A 17,341-nucleotide genomic window follows, 5' to 3' on the forward strand; every position below is an offset into this window, starting at 1 on the left:
ACTCAAAGCTTAACGCACAATACCACGTTCAGATTGCTCTAAAGAATCAATTAAACGCTGCGCTTCTGCCACATTTGGCAAAATATCAATGCGAATTTGCTGAATGGCTTGCTCAGTGGTTAATCCAGATTTGTAAATGAGTTTAAAGGCTTCACGAAGACCTTGAATCACATCCTTCGACCAGCCTTTACGACGCATTCCTTCCACATTCATTGCAAATGCATGTGCAGGATTACCAGAAACCATGACATACGCAGGCACATCTTTAAGAATGAGCGATGCACCACCAATCATGCTATAAGAGTCAATTTTACAGAATTGGTGAATACCAGAGTTTCCACCGACAACCACATAATCCCCAACATGCACATGACCTGCCACACCCACGTTATTGGCAAAAATATTGTGATCACCCACCATACAGTCATGTGCGATATGCGTATTGACCATAAGTAAGTTGTGACTACCAATTTTGGTCAGGCTATTGTCTTGCACCGTACCACGATGCAAACTGCAGTGTTCACGAATTTTGTTGTGATCACCAATTTCTAGCCAAGTTTCCTCACCTGCATATTTTAAGTCCTGACAGACCTCACCTACGCTGGCGAACTGGAAAATTTCATTGTGCTGACCAATACGGGTGTAACCACCAATCACCACATGCGAATGAAGTTTTGTACCCTCACCAATCGTTACATTTGGGCCAATAATACAGTATGGACCAATCGTGACATCTGAAGCGATTACTGCAGATGAGTCAATAATAGCGGTTGGGTGAATGAGTGGGTTATTGCTCATGCTTGCTCTGTTTTCTGATGCGAAACCATAATTTCCGCGGTTGCTGCGACGACGCCATCAACGGTGGCGATACAATTATATTTGTAAATGCCTCGTTTTTGCATAACTAATTCAGATTTTAATACAAGTTGATCGCCTGCAACGACTTGTTTTTTAAATCGAACTTTTTCTGCGCCTGCAAAAAGGAACAAAGAACCTGCGCTCGGTTTCTCATTATTCATGATAAAACCTAAAATACCCGACACTTGTGCCATCGCTTCAACGATTAAAACACCCGGCATGATCGGATAATTCGGGAAGTGTCCTTGCAAGAATTCTTCATTGATAGATACGTTTTTATAACCCACGATACCGTTATCAGTGACTTCTACAATGCGGTCTACCAATAAAAACGGATAGCGATGGGGTAAATATTCACGAATGGTTTGAATGTGCATTGGCAATTCAGGTTTAGTGAAGGTGCTAGAATTCGACTCAGTCATCATAATTATTTACGCAATTTAAAAGTTGATTCAAGGGACTCAATTTGAGATTGCATATCATCAAGTCTTTTCACCAATTGGGTCAATGGCACATCTGCTAATTGTCTGAGGCGCACAACAGTACGTTTCCACTTTTGATTTTCAAACAAGCCTATACCTGACGAATATTTTCCTGATTCAGAAATATTATTTGTGACCATTGACATTCCTGTCAAAGTCACATTATCAGCAATATTTAAGTGCCCTGAAATTGCACTTCCACCACCAATGATACAGTTTTTGCCAATTGTCACACTTCCAGCCACGGCAGTTTTTGCTGCAATGGCCGTATGAGCACCTAATTTGACGTTATGTGCGATTTGCACAAGGTTATCAATAATGACACCATCTTCCAAAATTGTATCATTTAGTGCACCGCGATCTACGCTGCAATTCGAGCCAATACGAACGTCATTGCCAATAATCACCGAACCCAACTGTGCAATACGATGCCATTTGCCTTGATAAGGTGCAAAGCCAAAGCCTTCACTGCCAATTACAGTATTGGCGTGTATGCGCACACGATTTCCAAGCTTGGCTGCGCCTGTCAAAGTCACGTGTGAATCAATAAAACACTGTTGACCAATTTCGACAAAGTCATCAATTTTACAGTGCGATTGCACAATCGTATTGTCACCCACCACACAATTTTCACCAATTACGACGTAATGACCAATATAGGCACTATCGGCGATGATGGCTGATGGATGGATTTGGGCTGTGCTTTCTATACCACGTTGCGTATGCTTGCGCTCAAATACATGAGTCAAAATTGCAAAAGCCAGATATGGATTATCGACCACAATAAAGTTGTGATGATTGTCTAACTCGGCTTGTAGTGAAGCGGTCACAATTAAAGCTCCCGCTTGGGAGCTACGTGCTTGCGCTAAATATTTATCGCCATTCACGAATGCAAGTTGATGCGCCTGAGCAGACTCAAGGCTTGCCAAACCTTGCAAACGTAAATCGGCTTGTCCAATGTATTGACCTTGAACTAAACCAGCAATTTCTTCTAAGCGATAATGTTGGGAACTCATTGATTATTTAAGTGCGTTGACCTTTTGGATCATTTTATCAGTTAAATCATACTTCGGGTCATAGGCAAGTGCCGAGTTTTTATTCAAAACTACATCTAAACCATTTTCTTTACGCAATTGTTCAGCAACTTGCTTTAAACGAGTTTCAAAACCATCGTTAATTTTGTGCAATTCTGACTGAACACGGGTTTGTACCACTTGTTGCAAACCATTAAATTCTTTCAATTTCGCTTGAAACTGTGTATTCATTTTTTGCTTTTCAGTATCTGACAAATTCGTAGCCTGCTGCGCTCGCTGCTGCATGGCTTCCAACTCTTTTGTCAGCTGTTCAAGCTTAGTGGTTTGTGGTTTGACCGACTGCTGCAAAGCTAAATTTTGCTGTTTGAGATAACTGCTATTTTCTACAACACGCTCTAAACTTACTACACCATAGCCTGCAGCATGTGCTACTGCTGCCATTGTAGATAAACCCAACAATGCCAAACTCAATATTGTTTTTTTCATATGCTACATCCTGTGTTTAAACAATCCAACACGAGTCGTACTTAGAAAGTACGACCAATTTCGAATTGAATATTTTTAGTATCATCGCCTTGTTTATCATTCAACGGATACGCATAGCTGAGTGACAATGGACCAATCATGGTAATCCAAGTAAAGCCTACACCCACGCTATAACGCATTTCACCGAAGTCAAAGCCGTAGTTGTCTTTACAGTACTTTCTCAAATCAGCAGATGAAGAAACATCACACTGGGTATCAAAGACTTGGGCACCTTCTGCGAAAACCACTGGACGGACTTGACGTGTCCAATCTCCTTTAAATGGCACTGGTAAAGCCAATTCTGTACCAAATTGGACTAAAGCATTACCACCCACTTCTTCCAAATCGAAATTTTCCAATGAATTATGTTCCGCATAGACACTGTCATATTTAGGACCAAGCGTGCTGTTATCATAACCACGTACCGAACCATAACCACCTGCATAGAAGTTCTTATAGAATGGTAAATCATTACCAAAACCTAACTTACTATAGCCACGTAAGACAAAATCATGACCTAATGGGAAATAAGCCTGTGCATCATAAGTCACTTTTTGGAATTCCACATCACTGCCAGGCAAAGCAATTTCAGCATTAACGCGATGCGACATACCATTGGTTGGGAAAATTGGACGGTTTAAGGTATTATACGACCACCCTAAGTTCAGATTGTAAGTTAAGTAATCACCAGAGAAGCGATCAGCTTTAAGCTTTGTTCCACAAGGATCATTATTATCTATACAATAATTTGATGAACCAATTTCTTTACCGCCATTTTCCAATAAATAGTCACGAATATATGTTGAGACTCGATTACCCGTTGTAACTTCAGTCTGGTCAATGTTTAAACCTGCACTAATGCTTTGGTTTTCATCAATTGGGTAACCAAAGTTAATTCCGCCACCAAAACTGTCTGTCACATAGTTGTTTACGTTATAGTTATCATCTAGCTTGGTTTTACGGTAGTACATGTTGTAACCACGACGCACACCATCAATCGTGAAGTATGGGTCGGTCACACTCAGATTATAATAGTCTTGTGTTTCAGAACGCGACAAATCAATCGAAACCGAATTACCCGTACCTAAGAAGTTAGTTTGGCTTAAACCAGCTTGGAACGTCACACCACCGCTTTGCGAGAAACCTACCGCTAAAGTACTTGTACCTGAGTGCTGTTCTTCTACATTTACATTTAAGTCAATTTGGTCTGGCACATTTGGAATACGCACAGGCTTGACATCAACGGTTTTAAAGAAACCTGTACGCTCTAAACGGACTTTAGACAAATCAATTTTTTCATTGCTTGCCAATGCGCCTTCCATTTGACGCATTTCACGACGCAGTACTTCATCGGCGGTTTTACTGTTACCAGCGAAGTTAATACGACGCACTGTAACTTGCTGACCTGGGTTGATGTAGTAGTTTAAATCGACCAGTTTAGTTTCTTTGTCAATTTGCGGAACAATATTCACTTCGGCATAGTAATAGCCTGCATTACCATATTTACGCAGCAACAATTGTTTCACCGCATTCACTTTTTCTTGTGAATAGGTTTCACCATCTTTATAAATTTTCAGTGCCGTAAGTTCTTCTGGTTTGTATAAAGCATCGCCCAAGAACTTGCTTTCGCCAAACTTGAATTGCTCACCTTCATCCACCGAAACTTCAACAAAAATATGCTTTTTGTCTTCGCTCAAATTCAAGCTAGAGTTAGTGATATTGAAGTTGATATAACCTTTATTCAGATATAACGCACGTAATGCTTCCAAGCTTGCTGCCATTTTTTCGCGTGCATAGCGGTCATTACGGGTAACAATCGAACTCCAGCTACTTTCTTTAACTGCAAACGCCTGCTTAATGTCGCTTTCTTTAAATACCGTATTACCAATGATGTTGATATCTACCACTTTGGCAGCTTTGCCTTCAACAAACTCTACAGTTAAATCTACACGGTTATTTGGACGTGCTGTGGTAATGACACGTACATCCGCATCATAACGACCTTGCTGCATATACTGCTGTTCAAGTTCAGATTCTAAAGTTTGTAGTGCTGACTTTTTCAGTACTTCACCTTCAGCCACACCCATTTTCTTTAAACCATCTTCCAACGCTTCTTTTGGAATCAGTTTATTGCCTTTAAATTCAACCTTAGAAATGATTGGGCGCTCAACCACTTTAAACACTAAAGTGTCGGCTTCACGACTGGCCTGAATGTCATCAAACAAACTTGTGGCATAGAGTGAACGAATCGCATTGGCCAACACTGCTTCATTGACACGATCACCACTATTCACTGGAATCATTCCATAGACATTGGCTGGCGTTAAACGAACAAGACCATCTATTTTTATATCTCGCGCAATAAATTCATCTGCTGCATATACTTGTTGTGTTGCCGCCATTGCACTAACCAGTGCCAAGGGCATAAATAAATGTGTGTGCTGCATGCCAGTCTTTTCCAGTGTTAAATTTATTTCGTATCTACGTTGTTATAAACGCATAATGTCATTAAATAATGCAAGGAGCATCATACTTCCAAGCAGTACCATACCAATTTTTAAACCAACTAATTGTATTTGTTCAGAAACAGGTTTTCCACGAATCAGCTCGATAAAATAATAAACTAAATGCCCGCCATCCAACATTGGAATTGGCAATAAATTTAGAATTCCTAAGCTTACGCTCATGAGTGCCATAAAGGAAATAAAAGTTTGCCACCCCATTTCCGCACTTTGTCCTGCAACTTTAGCAATGGTAATTGGGCCAGATAAGTTATCGAAACCAATTAAACCACGTACCATTTTGACAATAGAATTCAGAATCATGCTAGACAGCTGACCTGTTTTATCTACCGCCATCAATAAAGCTTCACTCGGGCTATATTGAATCGTTTGCTTATAATCTTCTGGAATGACAATTTTTCCAGGATCACTTTGCACACCCAATACACCCGAAACATTGCCCATATTGTCACGTTTACCTTGCGGCATTACTTCCAATTTCTGTACTTGATTGTTACGCAGCACATCTACTTTCAGTAATTTTTCTGGCGATGCTTGAACAACTTGTACCACATCGTACCAGTCATTCATTTTTACGCCATCAATCGCAACAATTTGATCGCCTTCTTGCATGCCTTGACGAATGGCCGCACCATCTTCACTTAACTTGCTGACAATTGCAGGAATTTGTGGACGATATGGTGTAAAACCCAAAACATCTAAAGGCGATTGAGATTGATCATTTAAGAAATTTTGAATGGGTAAGCTAAACGTTTTGATTTCACCTGCGCGTTCAGCCTGTACCTGAATCTTGCCTGTTTCACCTACACGATCTACCAAGGCAAAGTTCAACTTTTCCCATGTCGTCACAGGCGTACCATCAATGGCAGTAATCTTATCGCCTACTTGCATTTGTGCTGCTGCCGCGGGGGTATCTGCCAGCACTTTACCCACACGGGTATTCAACTGTTCTTGAGCGGGTAAAAATAAAACCCAGAACAATAAAATGGCAAAAATTAAGTTAATCAACGGCCCTGCTGCCACAATCGCAATACGTTTCCACGGATGCTGACGATTAAAGGCATAAGGTAGGTCTGCTTCTGCAACGTTTTCTTCGCGTTCATCAAGCATTTTGACATAGCCACCCAAAGGCAGTGCCGAAAGCTGATATTGAATCCCCGATTTTTTAGACGTCCATTTTAAAATGGTTGGCCCAAAGCCTATGGAATACACCAAAACTTTGACACCTAATTTACGTGCAACAAAGTAGTGCCCAAACTCATGAATTGCAATTAAAGGTCCTAGCAAAAGAATCGCTGCAACCACAATAAATAAGGCACTCATGCTTTAGCTTCCTTTATTCAACACAAAATACTGTGCAATAGCACGAGCATTTTGGTCTGCCTGCAAAATCAGTTCAATGCTTTCTGCGGCTGAATTTTGTATTTGGTTCAAGGTATGCTCAACCACTGTCGCAATTTCAGTAAAACGAATTTTTTGCTGCAAGAATGCTGCAACTGCAATTTCATTTGCTGCATTTAAAATAGCAGGCGCCAGACCACCTTCTTGCATGGCTTGACGTGCCAGACTTAACGCAGGAAAACGTGTGGTATCGGGTGCTTGAAAATCAAGCTGATGATTGACAAACAAATCTAAAGGCGGAACATGCGTTTGGATACGCTGCGGCCATGCCAAAGCATGCGCAATTGGCGTACACATATCAGGATTACCCATTTGTGCCAAAGTTGAACCATCCACATATTGAACCATGGAATGAATAATACTCTGTGGATGAACCACAACTGTAACAAAGTGTTCTGAAATTGCAAAAAGATGACACGCTTCGATTAATTCCAAACCTTTGTTCATTAAGGTTGCAGAATCTACCGAAATTTTTTGTCCCATAGACCAATTTGGATGTTTGCAGGCTTGTGCAGGGGTAACGTGTTGCAGTTCTTCTAGGCTATGATTTAAAAATGGGCCGCCCGAAGCAGTCAGTAAAATTTGTGATACACCTAGCTGAGGTTGTCCATTTCTTTCGGTTTGTAAATAATGTTCAGGCAAACATTGAAAAATCGCGTTATGTTCAGAATCTACAGGTAATAACAAAGCACCATGTTCACGTGCCGCCTGCATCATGATGTCGCCCGACATCACCAAGGCTTCTTTATTGGCCAATAACACGCGCTTACCCGCTTTAACCGCAGCCAGTGTAGGTAATAAACCTGCCGCACCGACAATGGCTGCCATCACCACATCCACTTCAGGATGTTCGGCAACTGCGATTAAACCCGCCTCATCGCTTAAAATTTCAATCCCTGAAATGTGTTGCTGTGCAAGTAACTGCTGCAATTCATCAACTTTTGCCGCAGGTACAACCACAATTTTAGGATGATACTGTTTGCATATTTGAACCAGTTCTTGAATTCGGCTATGTGCCGTCACGGCAAAAACTGAATACTGCTCAGGATGTTGTTGCAGTACTTTTAGGGTGCTTTGTCCAATTGAACCTGTCACACCCAAGATACAAACAGCTTGTGACATTTATAAATCTACGCCAATAAGTTTTAAAACATACATACCTGCAGCAAAAATTGGAGCTGCTGCAAGTAAAGAATCAATCCGATCTAGCACACCACCATGACCTGGCAAAACTCGCCCAGAGTCTTTAATACCTGCACGGCGCTTGATCATGGATTCAAACAGATCGCCCAATACTGAGCTAAATACCGTAATCACCGAAAGAATCAGGAATAAAATATGTTGTGCCAAAGTCAGGTCTAAATACACCACTTCGACAACAATCACAATTAGCATGGCTGTAAACACACCGCCATATAAGCCTTCTACTGACTTGTTTGGACTGACATTTGGTGCAAGTTTTTTCTTGCCTAGTTTGCGTCCAACAAAATAAGCACCTGAGTCTGCACCCCAAACCAACAAGAACAAGTACATTAACCACCACGGCGAACTATTCCATACGGAAAAAATTGCAGTGACCGCAGCAGAAATTAGAATAAAACCAATAAAACTTAAGCTTGGGTTATACCATGCATCGTATTCTGGATAAGACTTGACCCAATAAATACTGAGTAACCATGTCAAAATAGAAGCTGCCCAAAGTAACAAGGCAATATCACTAAAATAAAGTGCCATTGCTGCCAAAGCGGCAGTCAATACACCAAAGCCCCAAGCCACAGGTTTGAGGACATATTTAGTTTTTCTTGGCATGAGTTTGAACCACTCATAGCCCGCAACCCCTGCTGCAACAATCATCAGCATAAACATTGGATAGTGCGACTGAGTTGCAAACATACAACTCAACACCACAGCAACCAATACCAATGCGGTAATAATCCGCTCTAACATGTATTAATTCTCAATTTTCTCTTGTTGAATTTGCTCAGAAGTTTTACCAAAACGACGTTCGCGACCACCAAATACTGCCAGTGCATCGTCAAATTCTTCTATGCTAAATTCAGGCCACAAGGTTTGGGTAAAATACAATTCAGCATACGCAGCTTGCCAAAGTAAAAAGTTGGACAATCTAAAATCGCCACCTGTACGAATCAACAGATCGACAGGTGGTAGGTCTGCCAGACTGACATATTGACCAAAAAGTTGTGTATCTATTTGTTCAATATCAATTTTATGCGCCACAACATCTGCAGCAATTTGTTTTGCAGCTTGTGCCATATCCCACATACCACCATAACTAATGGCAATTGTGAGTGTCATGCTGTTGAAATTAGCAGTCCTTTGTTCGGCATGCAACATTAACTCACGCAAATGCGGCGACAAACGTGAACGGTCACCAATAAAACGTAAGGCAATATTGAATTTTTCCATGCGTGGTAATTGCTCATGAATTGTGGTTTCCAGCAATTGCATGAGTAAATCCACTTCAAACTGCGGACGATTCCAGTTTTCACTCGAAAAAGCAAAAACGGTTAAAGCTTGAATGTGTTTTTTTCTACAATGTTCAACAATCGGGTCAAGTACATCTTTACCAGAGCGATGTCCTTCCCCTTTTTGCATTTGATTTTTTTTTGCAAAACGATTGTTGCCATCCATAATGATGGCAACATGTTTTGGCAAAGACGCGCTGTCTTCCGATGTGGTCATTGATTAGACCTTCATCAACTCAGCTTCTTTTGCAGCAAGACGCTTGTCTACTTCTGCAACGTATTTGTCTGTGATTTTTTGGATGTCATCTGCTGCACGGCGCTCATCATCTTCAGAAATTTCTTTTTCTTTCAATAATGCTTTGATGTCGCCCAATACATCACGGCGGATGTTACGAATAGCAACTTTGGCATTTTCTGCTTCAGAACGCGCAACTTTTTGCATGTCACGACGAGTTTCTTCAGTCAATGCTGCAAGCGGTACACGAATTGCATCGGCTGTGATTGGGTTTAGACCCAAATCTGACTCACGAATTGCTTTATCAATTGCAGACACCATTGAACGCTCAAATGGCTGAACCAATAAGGTACGTGAATCTTCTACACCAATATTGGCTACTTGGTTAAGTGGCACATCGGAACCGTAGTAAGAAACCATCACACCATTTAAAATTGATGGATGTGCACGACCTGTACGTACTTTGGCAAAACCATGTTCTAAAGACTCTAAAGTCTTGCTCATACGTTCTTCGCTGTCTTTTTTAAGATCGTTAATCATAAGATCTTCCTTACTGTATTCTAAAATTTGAGTCAAAATATAGGGTTAAATTAAACCGTAGTATAAAGAGCTTTGTGGCTCACGTACATTAGTTCGTAACGTGAGTTCCTTCTTTTTCGCCCATCACTACAGAAAGCAATGCACCTGCTTTATTCATATCAAAAACTTGCAACGGCACATTGTGGTCGCGGCATAAGCAGATTGCAGTTAAATCCATAACACCTAATTTTTCATCCAACACCTGGTCAAATGTAAGTGTGTCATATTTCACCGCATCTTCGTATTTGCTTGGATCTTTGTTATATACGCCATCTACTTTGGTCGCTTTTAAGATCAAGTTAGCTTCGATTTCGATACCACGTAAACATGCTGCTGTATCTGTGGTAAAGAATGGATTGCCTGTGCCCGCAACGAACACACACACTTCACCTTGAGTCAGGTGACGAATCGCATCACGGCTTGAGTAAGACTCAACCACTGTACCAATAGGCAATGCAGACATTAAACGGGTTTTGATGTTACGGCGCACCAAGGCATCACGCATGGCTAAACCGTTCATCACCGTTGCCAACATACCCATTTGGTCGCCTGTTACACGGCCGACTAAACCATCTTTTTGTAATTGGCTGCCACGGTATAAGTTACCACCACCGACAACAATACCCACTTGCACACCTAAACCAACCAAGTGTGCAATTGCCAAAGACATTTGATCGAGCACTTGCGCATCAATCCCCATGTCTTTATTACCCGCAAGTGCCTCACCCGATAGTTTCAACAAGATACGTGCATAACGTGGCTTTTTTGAATCTAACATTGTCATTACTCCAATTCTAAATTCTAAACTTTAATTTTTTACAATTTGTATGGCTTACAGCTAGCAATCCAAATCTGCAAAGCATTATGCAGATTTGACCTGAATCAGCTTGGCAAATAAGTCGTATTCATCGGCATCGGTAATTTCAACTTCAAGTAAATCACCTGCTTTAATCACGCTCTTGTCAATATCTTCTACAAAGACGTTGCCATCAATTTCTGGCGCATCTGCATAAGAACGTGCCACTGCGACTGGAAATTCTTCTTCCAAATCATCTACCAACACGGTCATGGTTTGACCAATACGTTTTTGCAGTTTAGCTGCTGAAATTTCTTGCTGAACCTGCATAAAACGCTCATAGCGTTCTTGCTTGATTTCTTCTGGCACATGATCTGGCAAGTCGTTTGCTGCCGCACCTTCAACAGGTGAATAAGTAAAGCAACCAACACGGTCTAATTGCGCTTCTTTTAGCCAGTCGAGCAAAATTTGGAAATCTTCTTCTGTTTCGCCTGGAAAACCCACCACAAAGGTTGAACGAATCACCAGCTCAGGGCATTTTTCACGCCAAAGTTTTAAACGCTCCAACGTGTTTTCGCTGTGCGCAGGTCGCTTCATCAACTTTAATACTTTCGGGCTGGCATGTTGGAATGGAATATCCAAATAAGGCAAAATTTTGCCTTGTGCCATTAAATCAATTACAGCATCCACATGCGGATATGGATAGACATAGTGCAAACGCACCCAAATACCCAATTGCCCTAAGGCTTCACACATATCATAGAATTTGGTTTTAACAGGCTGACCGTTCCAAAAGTCCAATTTGTATTTGGTATCTACGCCGTAGGCAGAAGTATCTTGAGAAATTACCAATACTTCTTTTACGCCTGCACGTTTCAGTGCCGCAGCTTCTTCTAATACCGAACCCACAGGACGCGAAACTAAATCGCCACGCATGCTTGGAATGATGCAGAAAGTACAGCGATGGTTACAGCCTTCTGAAATTTTAAGATAGGCATAATGTTTAGGCGTCAAACGAATGCCTTGTTCAGGTACCAAATCAATAAATGGATTATGTTTTGGTGGCTCAGGAACATATTGATGCACCGCTTCCATAACGTCCTGATAAGCAGCTGCGCCAGTCACTTTTAATACGTTGGGATGCATTTGACGAATTTTATCTTCATCTTTACCCAAGCAACCTGTCACAATGACACGACCATTGGCATTCATGGCTTCGCCAATCGCGTCTAAGGACTCTTGTACTGCAGATTCAATAAAACCACATGTATTGACAACAACTAAGTCAGCACCTTCATAATCAGATGCGACATCATAACCTTCAGTTTTTAACTGAGTTAAAATTCGTTCGGAATCTACCAATGCCTTAGGACAACCTAAAGAAACAAAACCGACTTTGGGGGATTTCATAGAATCTGCACTCCACTAGAATGCGCGTATTGTATGACTTTTCTTTGCATAAAAATAGAGAAATAGCCGACTCTTTGCATAATGCACCAAAATACAACCATTCAGGCTGAATGATTTAAATATTGCACCATTTTAATGCATTTTTTATTTACAGTGTTTCTGTTATCCGTTATATCTTGAAAATTCAGTCCAGTTCCTGCGCATTTTTCCGATTCTTCAGTGATAAATGCACTAAAAACGAAAAGTTGGCGTGCATTTTGCTTAATTCGCCTCAATTCGATCCAAATTTGGAACATGGCTGACACATGACAATGCCCTTGCACAATATTTCATACAGGAAGCATTCACGAATGGATCAGACCCAGAGCATTGACTATCGTCTTTTGGTGGATAACCTCAGCACCGCAATTTTACTGGTTGATCGTGACCTGAATATTTTTTATTTAAACTCGTCTTGTGAAGCATTGTTTGATATCAGTTTAATTCGCGCTTCGGGGCAACCCGTTTTAAATTTGCTTCACATGCCTGATGATGAGTTCAATACGCAAGAGGCTTTCCTGAATACCATCAAAACTGGTCAACCCTACACCCGCCGTGAAGCGACCATTAATGTCAATTTTAAAGATATTCATGTCGATTACACTACATCACAGTTAAATGCAGGCAAGCCTTATCATCCTCTTTTGCTGATTGAATTGAATCCGATTGATCGGATGCTCAAAATTTCCAAAGAAGAAAACTTTATTCAACAGCATCAAGTCGCACGTCAGCTGATTCGTGGTGTGGCACATGAAATTAAAAACCCGCTTGCAGGAATTCGTGGTGCGACACAACTGTTAGCACGAAGTTTAAATGACCCGAAATATGATGAATTTACCGACATTATTATTAGTGAAGTCGATCGTTTAAGAAACTTGGCCGATACCATGCTCGGCTCACGCCAACTACCAAGCTATGAACTGGTCAATATTCACGAACCTTTAGAACGGGTGCGCAGCCTGATCGTCAATCAAACTAAAAACAAAATAAATATTATCCGTGATTATGACCTTTCTTTACCTGAAGTCATGGCAGACCGCGATCAATTGATTCAAGTCATGCTGAATATTTGCGCCAATGCAGTACAAGCCATGACCGAACATCCCGATTTCTTTACCGAGCATCGACCTGAATTGATTTTAAGAACTCGTATTCAACGCTTGGTTACCATTAATGGTGTGCTGAATCGTTCTACCGTACGTGTTGATATTGAAGATAACGGCCCTGGTGTACCTGAAGACATTTTAGAGTCTGTATTTTATCCGTTGGTGACTGGACGAGCTAACGGCACTGGGCTTGGTTTGAGCATCGCACAAAATATTATGCATCAACACAACGGAATGATTGAATGCCAATCCATTCCGGGAAAAACAATATTTAGCTTATATTTACCTTGGGAGGCGAGTCATGTCGCGAAATAAAATTTGGGTGATTGATGATGACCGTGCAATGCGCTGGGTACTGGAAAAAACTTTTAGAGAAGAAGGTTTTGAAGTCACCAGTTTTGAAGAAGCACAGTCTGCACTAGATGAGTTAAACCAAGATGCACCCGATGTAATTTTGACCGACATTCGCATGCCTGGAATTGATGGTTTAACTTTTCTTGGCAAAGTCAAAGTCAGTTATCCCGACTTGCCTGTGATTATTATGACTGCGCACTCCGATTTAGAATCGGCAGTATCTAGCTATCAAACAGGTGCATTTGAATACCTACCCAAGCCTTTTGATATTGATGAAGCACTTGCTTTAGTCAATCGTGCAATTTTGCATATCACCAAACTACAACAGCAAGAATCTGCAAAATCGACAGTGCAGCCAATTCAATCGACAGAAATTATTGGTGAATCGCCTGCCATGCAGGAAGTGTTTCGTGCGATTGGTCGTTTATCGCAATCACACATTACTGTGCTCATTAATGGTGAATCAGGTACAGGCAAAGAGTTGGTGGCGCATGCACTGCATCGCCACTCACCGCGTAGCAGCAAACCATTTATTGCGCTGAATATGGCAGCCATTCCGAAAGATTTGATTGAAACCGAACTTTTTGGACATGAAAAAGGTGCATTTACAGGTGCCAATACACAACGTCAGGGACGCTTTGAACAAGCCAACGGCGGCACCTTGTTTTTAGATGAAATTGGTGATATGCCTTTTGAAACCCAAACCCGCTTATTGCGCGTCTTGGCAGATGGTGAATTTTATCGGGTTGGTGGACATATTCCTGTCAAAGTGGATGTACGGATTGTCGCAGCAACACATCAGGATTTGGAAAAACTGGTACAAGATGGACGCTTCCGTGAAGACTTATATCATCGCCTGAACGTCATTCGGATTCATATTCCTAAACTGGCGCATCGCAGTGAAGATATTCCAATGTTGGCACAGCACTTTTTGGCACGTGCAGGCAAAGAATTAGGCGTGAGTCCAAAAATATTGCGTCCTGAAACAGTCGAATATATGCAGCAATTGCCGTGGCAAGGTAACGTGCGCCAATTGGAAAACACTTGTCGCTGGCTTACCGTGATGATTACAGGACGTGAGGTCTATCCTGAAGATTTACCAACCGAACTCAAGCAAATTCCAATTGAAAAATTAGCCGAACATTCTGCGCTTCATGTGGCAGATCGGGTATCTATGCAGCATTGGGATGAATTACTTGGGCAATGGGCAGTACAAAAGTTAAAAAATGGCGAGATGAAACTTCTGGATATCGCCATTCCAATGTTTGAACGCACCTTAATTAATGCTGCACTGCAACAAACCCGTGGACGTAAACGTCATGCCGCTGAATTATTGGGTTGGGGACGTAATACTTTGACGCGAAAACTCAAAGAATTAGGAATGGACAGTGCCGATGATGAAATAGAAGAAGATATGGAGAGCTAAACGCAGAAAAAATATCTAATCCATCAAAATATAGGGAAATTCAGCTTTTGAATTTCCCTATTTTTATATCTTAGACTCTCTAAGTTAAGTGCAATTAAGCCGCGGTAAATCCAACATAGCGAGATAAACCTTGCACGCCTAAATCCGTTTTATAAATCAAATATTGCGGATAACGACTTGAAGTCAGTTCTTGCCACATATCCAACTGATCATCATGTGCATGAATTTCATCGACACTGCGTGGCATGCTTTGTTCAAATACATCTGAGGCATATTCAAAACCCAAATCCATTGCGACAAACAAAGTATGCTCGCAAGGCTGAATATATTGTTCTTCTGCCCAATCAATAACAGCATGTTGGCAATCTGGGCAAAGCAAATTTTCAGTCGCAGGCGTATTCAGTTCAATGAGTTGATATGGCATAGAGCAGCATCACCAATAGTAAAATAGATAAACATAAAATCTGTTTGCATCATAACAAGCAATTTCTATATTTTGCGATAAGCACGGCTTATAATTATAGAAATTTTTTTAATTATACTTATGGCAACTCTAGAAAATGCAATTACACTTGCAGTACAACAACATAAAGGGCAGCTAGATAAAGGCGGTCAGCCTTATATTTTGCATCCCTTACGTGTAATGTTGCAATTACAACAGCCCGATCAGCAAATTGTCGCTGTACTGCACGACATTCTTGAAGATACCCACACCACAGCACAAGACCTGCAAAATTTAGGATTTCAAACGCATATTATTCAAGCAATTCAGGCGCTCACCAAACTGCCGCATGAAACTCGTGTTCAAGCGGCTATGCGTACTGCACAAAACCCGCTTGCCTGTGCTGTAAAAATTGCAGATGTGCAAGACAACATGAATTTAACGCGGATTCCCAATCCTACAGCACGTGATTTAGCCCGTTTAGAAGAATACCGACAAGTTTTAGAGATTCTGCAAAAAGCACAGCAATAAAGCACAATTAAAGATTGACAACATGCAACGATGCCACTTTAATTCAAGTATTGTTGCATAAATGGAATTTAGTCATGCTTACAGATTTGGATGATTTTTATTGTTTTGCCCAAGTGGTCGAACATGGTGGATTTAGTGCAGCAGAACGCGCCACCGATATTCCAAAATCCAAACTTAGCCGACGCGTACACAACCTAGAAGAACGCTTAGGTGTGCGTTTAATTCAGCGCAGCTCACGTCATTTTGCGGTCACAGAAATTGGTATGAATGTGTATCGGCATGCGCAAGTAATGATGAATGCTGCCCAAGCCGCGCACGACTTGGTCGATCACCTAAGTATTCAACCGCGTGGTGTAATTAAAGTCAGCTTACCTGTTTCAATTGCACAAAATGAAATTGCCAAAATCTTGCCTGAGTTTTTGAAAGCCTACCCTGAAATTAAAGTACAGCTAATTGTCAGCAACCGTCGTGTCGATATCGTCAACGAAGGGATCGACATTGCCCTGCGTGTCCGCTCAAATTTAGATGATGATCCAAGTTTGGTGATTCGCAAATTCAGCAACATCGAACAACATCTATTTGCCAGTCAGGCTTATTTGAATGAATTTGGCGATTTGAAAAAACCTGAAGATTTAAGTCATCATAAAATTTTAAGCATGTCGGATGAGCATTTAGATCAATACATGGTTGTGCATGATCAACAACAGCAACCGAAAAAAATTAAGGTCAACCCTACAGTCATGGGTTCAGATTTAATGATGCTAGCGCAATTGGCACGACAAAATTGTGGCATTGTGTTGTTGCCTGACACGATTGTTGAAGATTATGTTGCATCGGGTGAATTGATTCGTGTTTTACCCGACTGGCACGCACCGCATGGTATTTTCCATGCCGTCTATCCATCACGCCGTGGTTTATTACCTGCTGTACGTGTATTTATCGACTATTTGGTCGAAAAGCTAACCATTCGTTAGCACATAGGTAAGCGTCCGGCTAACACAGCCTTACCAAGCGATCCTATAAGCCTTAATTTAGTCCCCACCTAAAAACAAGTGGGGACTTAATCCATGAACATGGATATATATTCAGCAACACCTCCTGTTGCTAAAAAACGC

The 17,341-nt window shown here is 41.2% G+C and carries 17 protein-coding genes; 4 read left to right on the plus strand and 13 right to left on the minus strand.

Annotated features, from left to right (window positions below):
* Nucleotides 1-9 precede the first annotated feature (9 nt).
* The 12 genes from lpxA to rimO form a co-directional block, all read right to left on the minus strand.
* Entirely contained in the window at nt 10-798 is a 789-nt protein-coding gene (gene lpxA, locus FTV43_RS10755) for an acyl-ACP--UDP-N-acetylglucosamine O-acyltransferase (protein WP_004976696.1), read from the minus strand.
* Nucleotides 795-1,280 (minus strand): 3-hydroxyacyl-ACP dehydratase FabZ, encoded by a 486-nt coding sequence (gene fabZ / locus FTV43_RS10760; RefSeq protein WP_026438029.1) that lies wholly within the window; start codon nt 1,278-1,280, stop codon nt 795-797. Before fabZ ends, lpxA begins: the two co-directional genes overlap by 4 nt.
* A 5-nt stretch (nt 1,281-1,285) precedes the next feature.
* On the minus strand, nt 1,286-2,356 hold the full coding sequence (gene lpxD, locus FTV43_RS10765) for a UDP-3-O-(3-hydroxymyristoyl)glucosamine N-acyltransferase (RefSeq protein WP_179995451.1): 1,071 nt from the start codon (nt 2,354-2,356) through the stop codon (nt 1,286-1,288).
* Nucleotides 2,357-2,359: 3 nt separating this feature from the next.
* A complete protein-coding gene (locus FTV43_RS10770) occupies nt 2,360-2,860 on the minus strand; it encodes an OmpH family outer membrane protein (RefSeq protein WP_104851908.1) in 501 nt (166 codons plus the stop codon).
* Between the two features lie 41 nt (nt 2,861-2,901).
* Nucleotides 2,902-5,346 (minus strand): outer membrane protein assembly factor BamA, encoded by a 2,445-nt coding sequence (gene bamA / locus FTV43_RS10775; RefSeq protein WP_179995452.1) that lies wholly within the window; start codon nt 5,344-5,346, stop codon nt 2,902-2,904.
* Nucleotides 5,347-5,388: 42 nt separating this feature from the next.
* Nucleotides 5,389-6,744, minus strand: a complete 1,356-nt coding sequence (rseP, locus tag FTV43_RS10780) for an RIP metalloprotease RseP (RefSeq protein ID WP_179995453.1) — start codon at nt 6,742-6,744, stop codon at nt 5,389-5,391.
* Between the two features lie 3 nt (nt 6,745-6,747).
* Complete coding sequence (ispC, locus tag FTV43_RS10785) at nt 6,748-7,944, minus strand: 1-deoxy-D-xylulose-5-phosphate reductoisomerase (protein WP_096901423.1); 1,197 nt, start codon at nt 7,942-7,944, stop codon at nt 6,748-6,750.
* The gene (locus FTV43_RS10790; RefSeq protein ID WP_136143951.1) at nt 7,945-8,769 is read right to left on the minus strand and encodes a CDP-archaeol synthase; all 825 of its coding nucleotides are present in this window, start codon (nt 8,767-8,769) and stop codon (nt 7,945-7,947) included.
* A gap of 3 nt (nt 8,770-8,772) precedes the next feature.
* Nucleotides 8,773-9,525, minus strand: coding sequence for a polyprenyl diphosphate synthase (gene uppS, locus FTV43_RS10795; RefSeq protein ID WP_004976709.1), 753 nt, complete (start codon nt 9,523-9,525; stop codon nt 8,773-8,775).
* A gap of 3 nt (nt 9,526-9,528) precedes the next feature.
* Nucleotides 9,529-10,083, minus strand: a complete 555-nt coding sequence (frr, locus tag FTV43_RS10800) for a ribosome recycling factor (RefSeq protein WP_004976711.1) — start codon at nt 10,081-10,083, stop codon at nt 9,529-9,531.
* 88 nt (nt 10,084-10,171) lie between these two features.
* Nucleotides 10,172-10,900, minus strand: a complete 729-nt coding sequence (pyrH, locus tag FTV43_RS10805; protein ID WP_004976712.1) for a UMP kinase — start codon at nt 10,898-10,900, stop codon at nt 10,172-10,174.
* Between the two features lie 84 nt (nt 10,901-10,984).
* Nucleotides 10,985-12,328 carry a 30S ribosomal protein S12 methylthiotransferase RimO gene (rimO, locus tag FTV43_RS10810; protein ID WP_096901422.1) on the minus strand — a complete coding sequence of 448 codons (1,344 nt, stop codon included), beginning with the start codon at nt 12,326-12,328 and terminating at the stop codon, nt 10,985-10,987.
* 350 nt (nt 12,329-12,678) lie between these two features.
* Between rimO and glnL the strand changes: the two genes are divergently transcribed.
* A complete protein-coding gene (gene glnL / locus FTV43_RS10815) occupies nt 12,679-13,788 on the plus strand; it encodes a nitrogen regulation protein NR(II) (protein ID WP_179995454.1) in 1,110 nt (369 codons plus the stop codon).
* A complete protein-coding gene (gene glnG, locus FTV43_RS10820; protein ID WP_096901419.1) occupies nt 13,775-15,253 on the plus strand; it encodes a nitrogen regulation protein NR(I) in 1,479 nt (492 codons plus the stop codon). The genes glnL and glnG overlap by 14 nt, the downstream gene beginning before the upstream one ends.
* 94 nt (nt 15,254-15,347) lie before the next feature.
* Here the strand turns inward: glnG and FTV43_RS10825 are convergent, their stop codons facing one another.
* Nucleotides 15,348-15,677, minus strand: coding sequence for a hypothetical protein (locus FTV43_RS10825; protein ID WP_179995455.1), 330 nt, complete (start codon nt 15,675-15,677; stop codon nt 15,348-15,350).
* A gap of 120 nt (nt 15,678-15,797) precedes the next feature.
* On the opposite strand from FTV43_RS10825, the gene FTV43_RS10830 reads away from it, so the two are divergent.
* Both FTV43_RS10830 and FTV43_RS10835 read left to right on the plus strand, forming a co-directional pair.
* Nucleotides 15,798-16,226 carry a guanosine-3',5'-bis(diphosphate) 3'-pyrophosphohydrolase gene (locus tag FTV43_RS10830; RefSeq protein ID WP_179995456.1) on the plus strand — a complete coding sequence of 143 codons (429 nt, stop codon included), beginning with the start codon at nt 15,798-15,800 and terminating at the stop codon, nt 16,224-16,226.
* Between the two features lie 74 nt (nt 16,227-16,300).
* Nucleotides 16,301-17,200 carry a LysR substrate-binding domain-containing protein gene (locus tag FTV43_RS10835; RefSeq protein ID WP_178868185.1) on the plus strand — a complete coding sequence of 300 codons (900 nt, stop codon included), beginning with the start codon at nt 16,301-16,303 and terminating at the stop codon, nt 17,198-17,200.
* The last annotated feature ends 141 nt before the right edge of the window (nt 17,201-17,341 follow it).

This window comes from Acinetobacter sp. YH16053 (assembly GCF_013417035.1).
GTDB lineage: Bacteria > Pseudomonadota > Gammaproteobacteria > Pseudomonadales > Moraxellaceae > Acinetobacter > Acinetobacter towneri.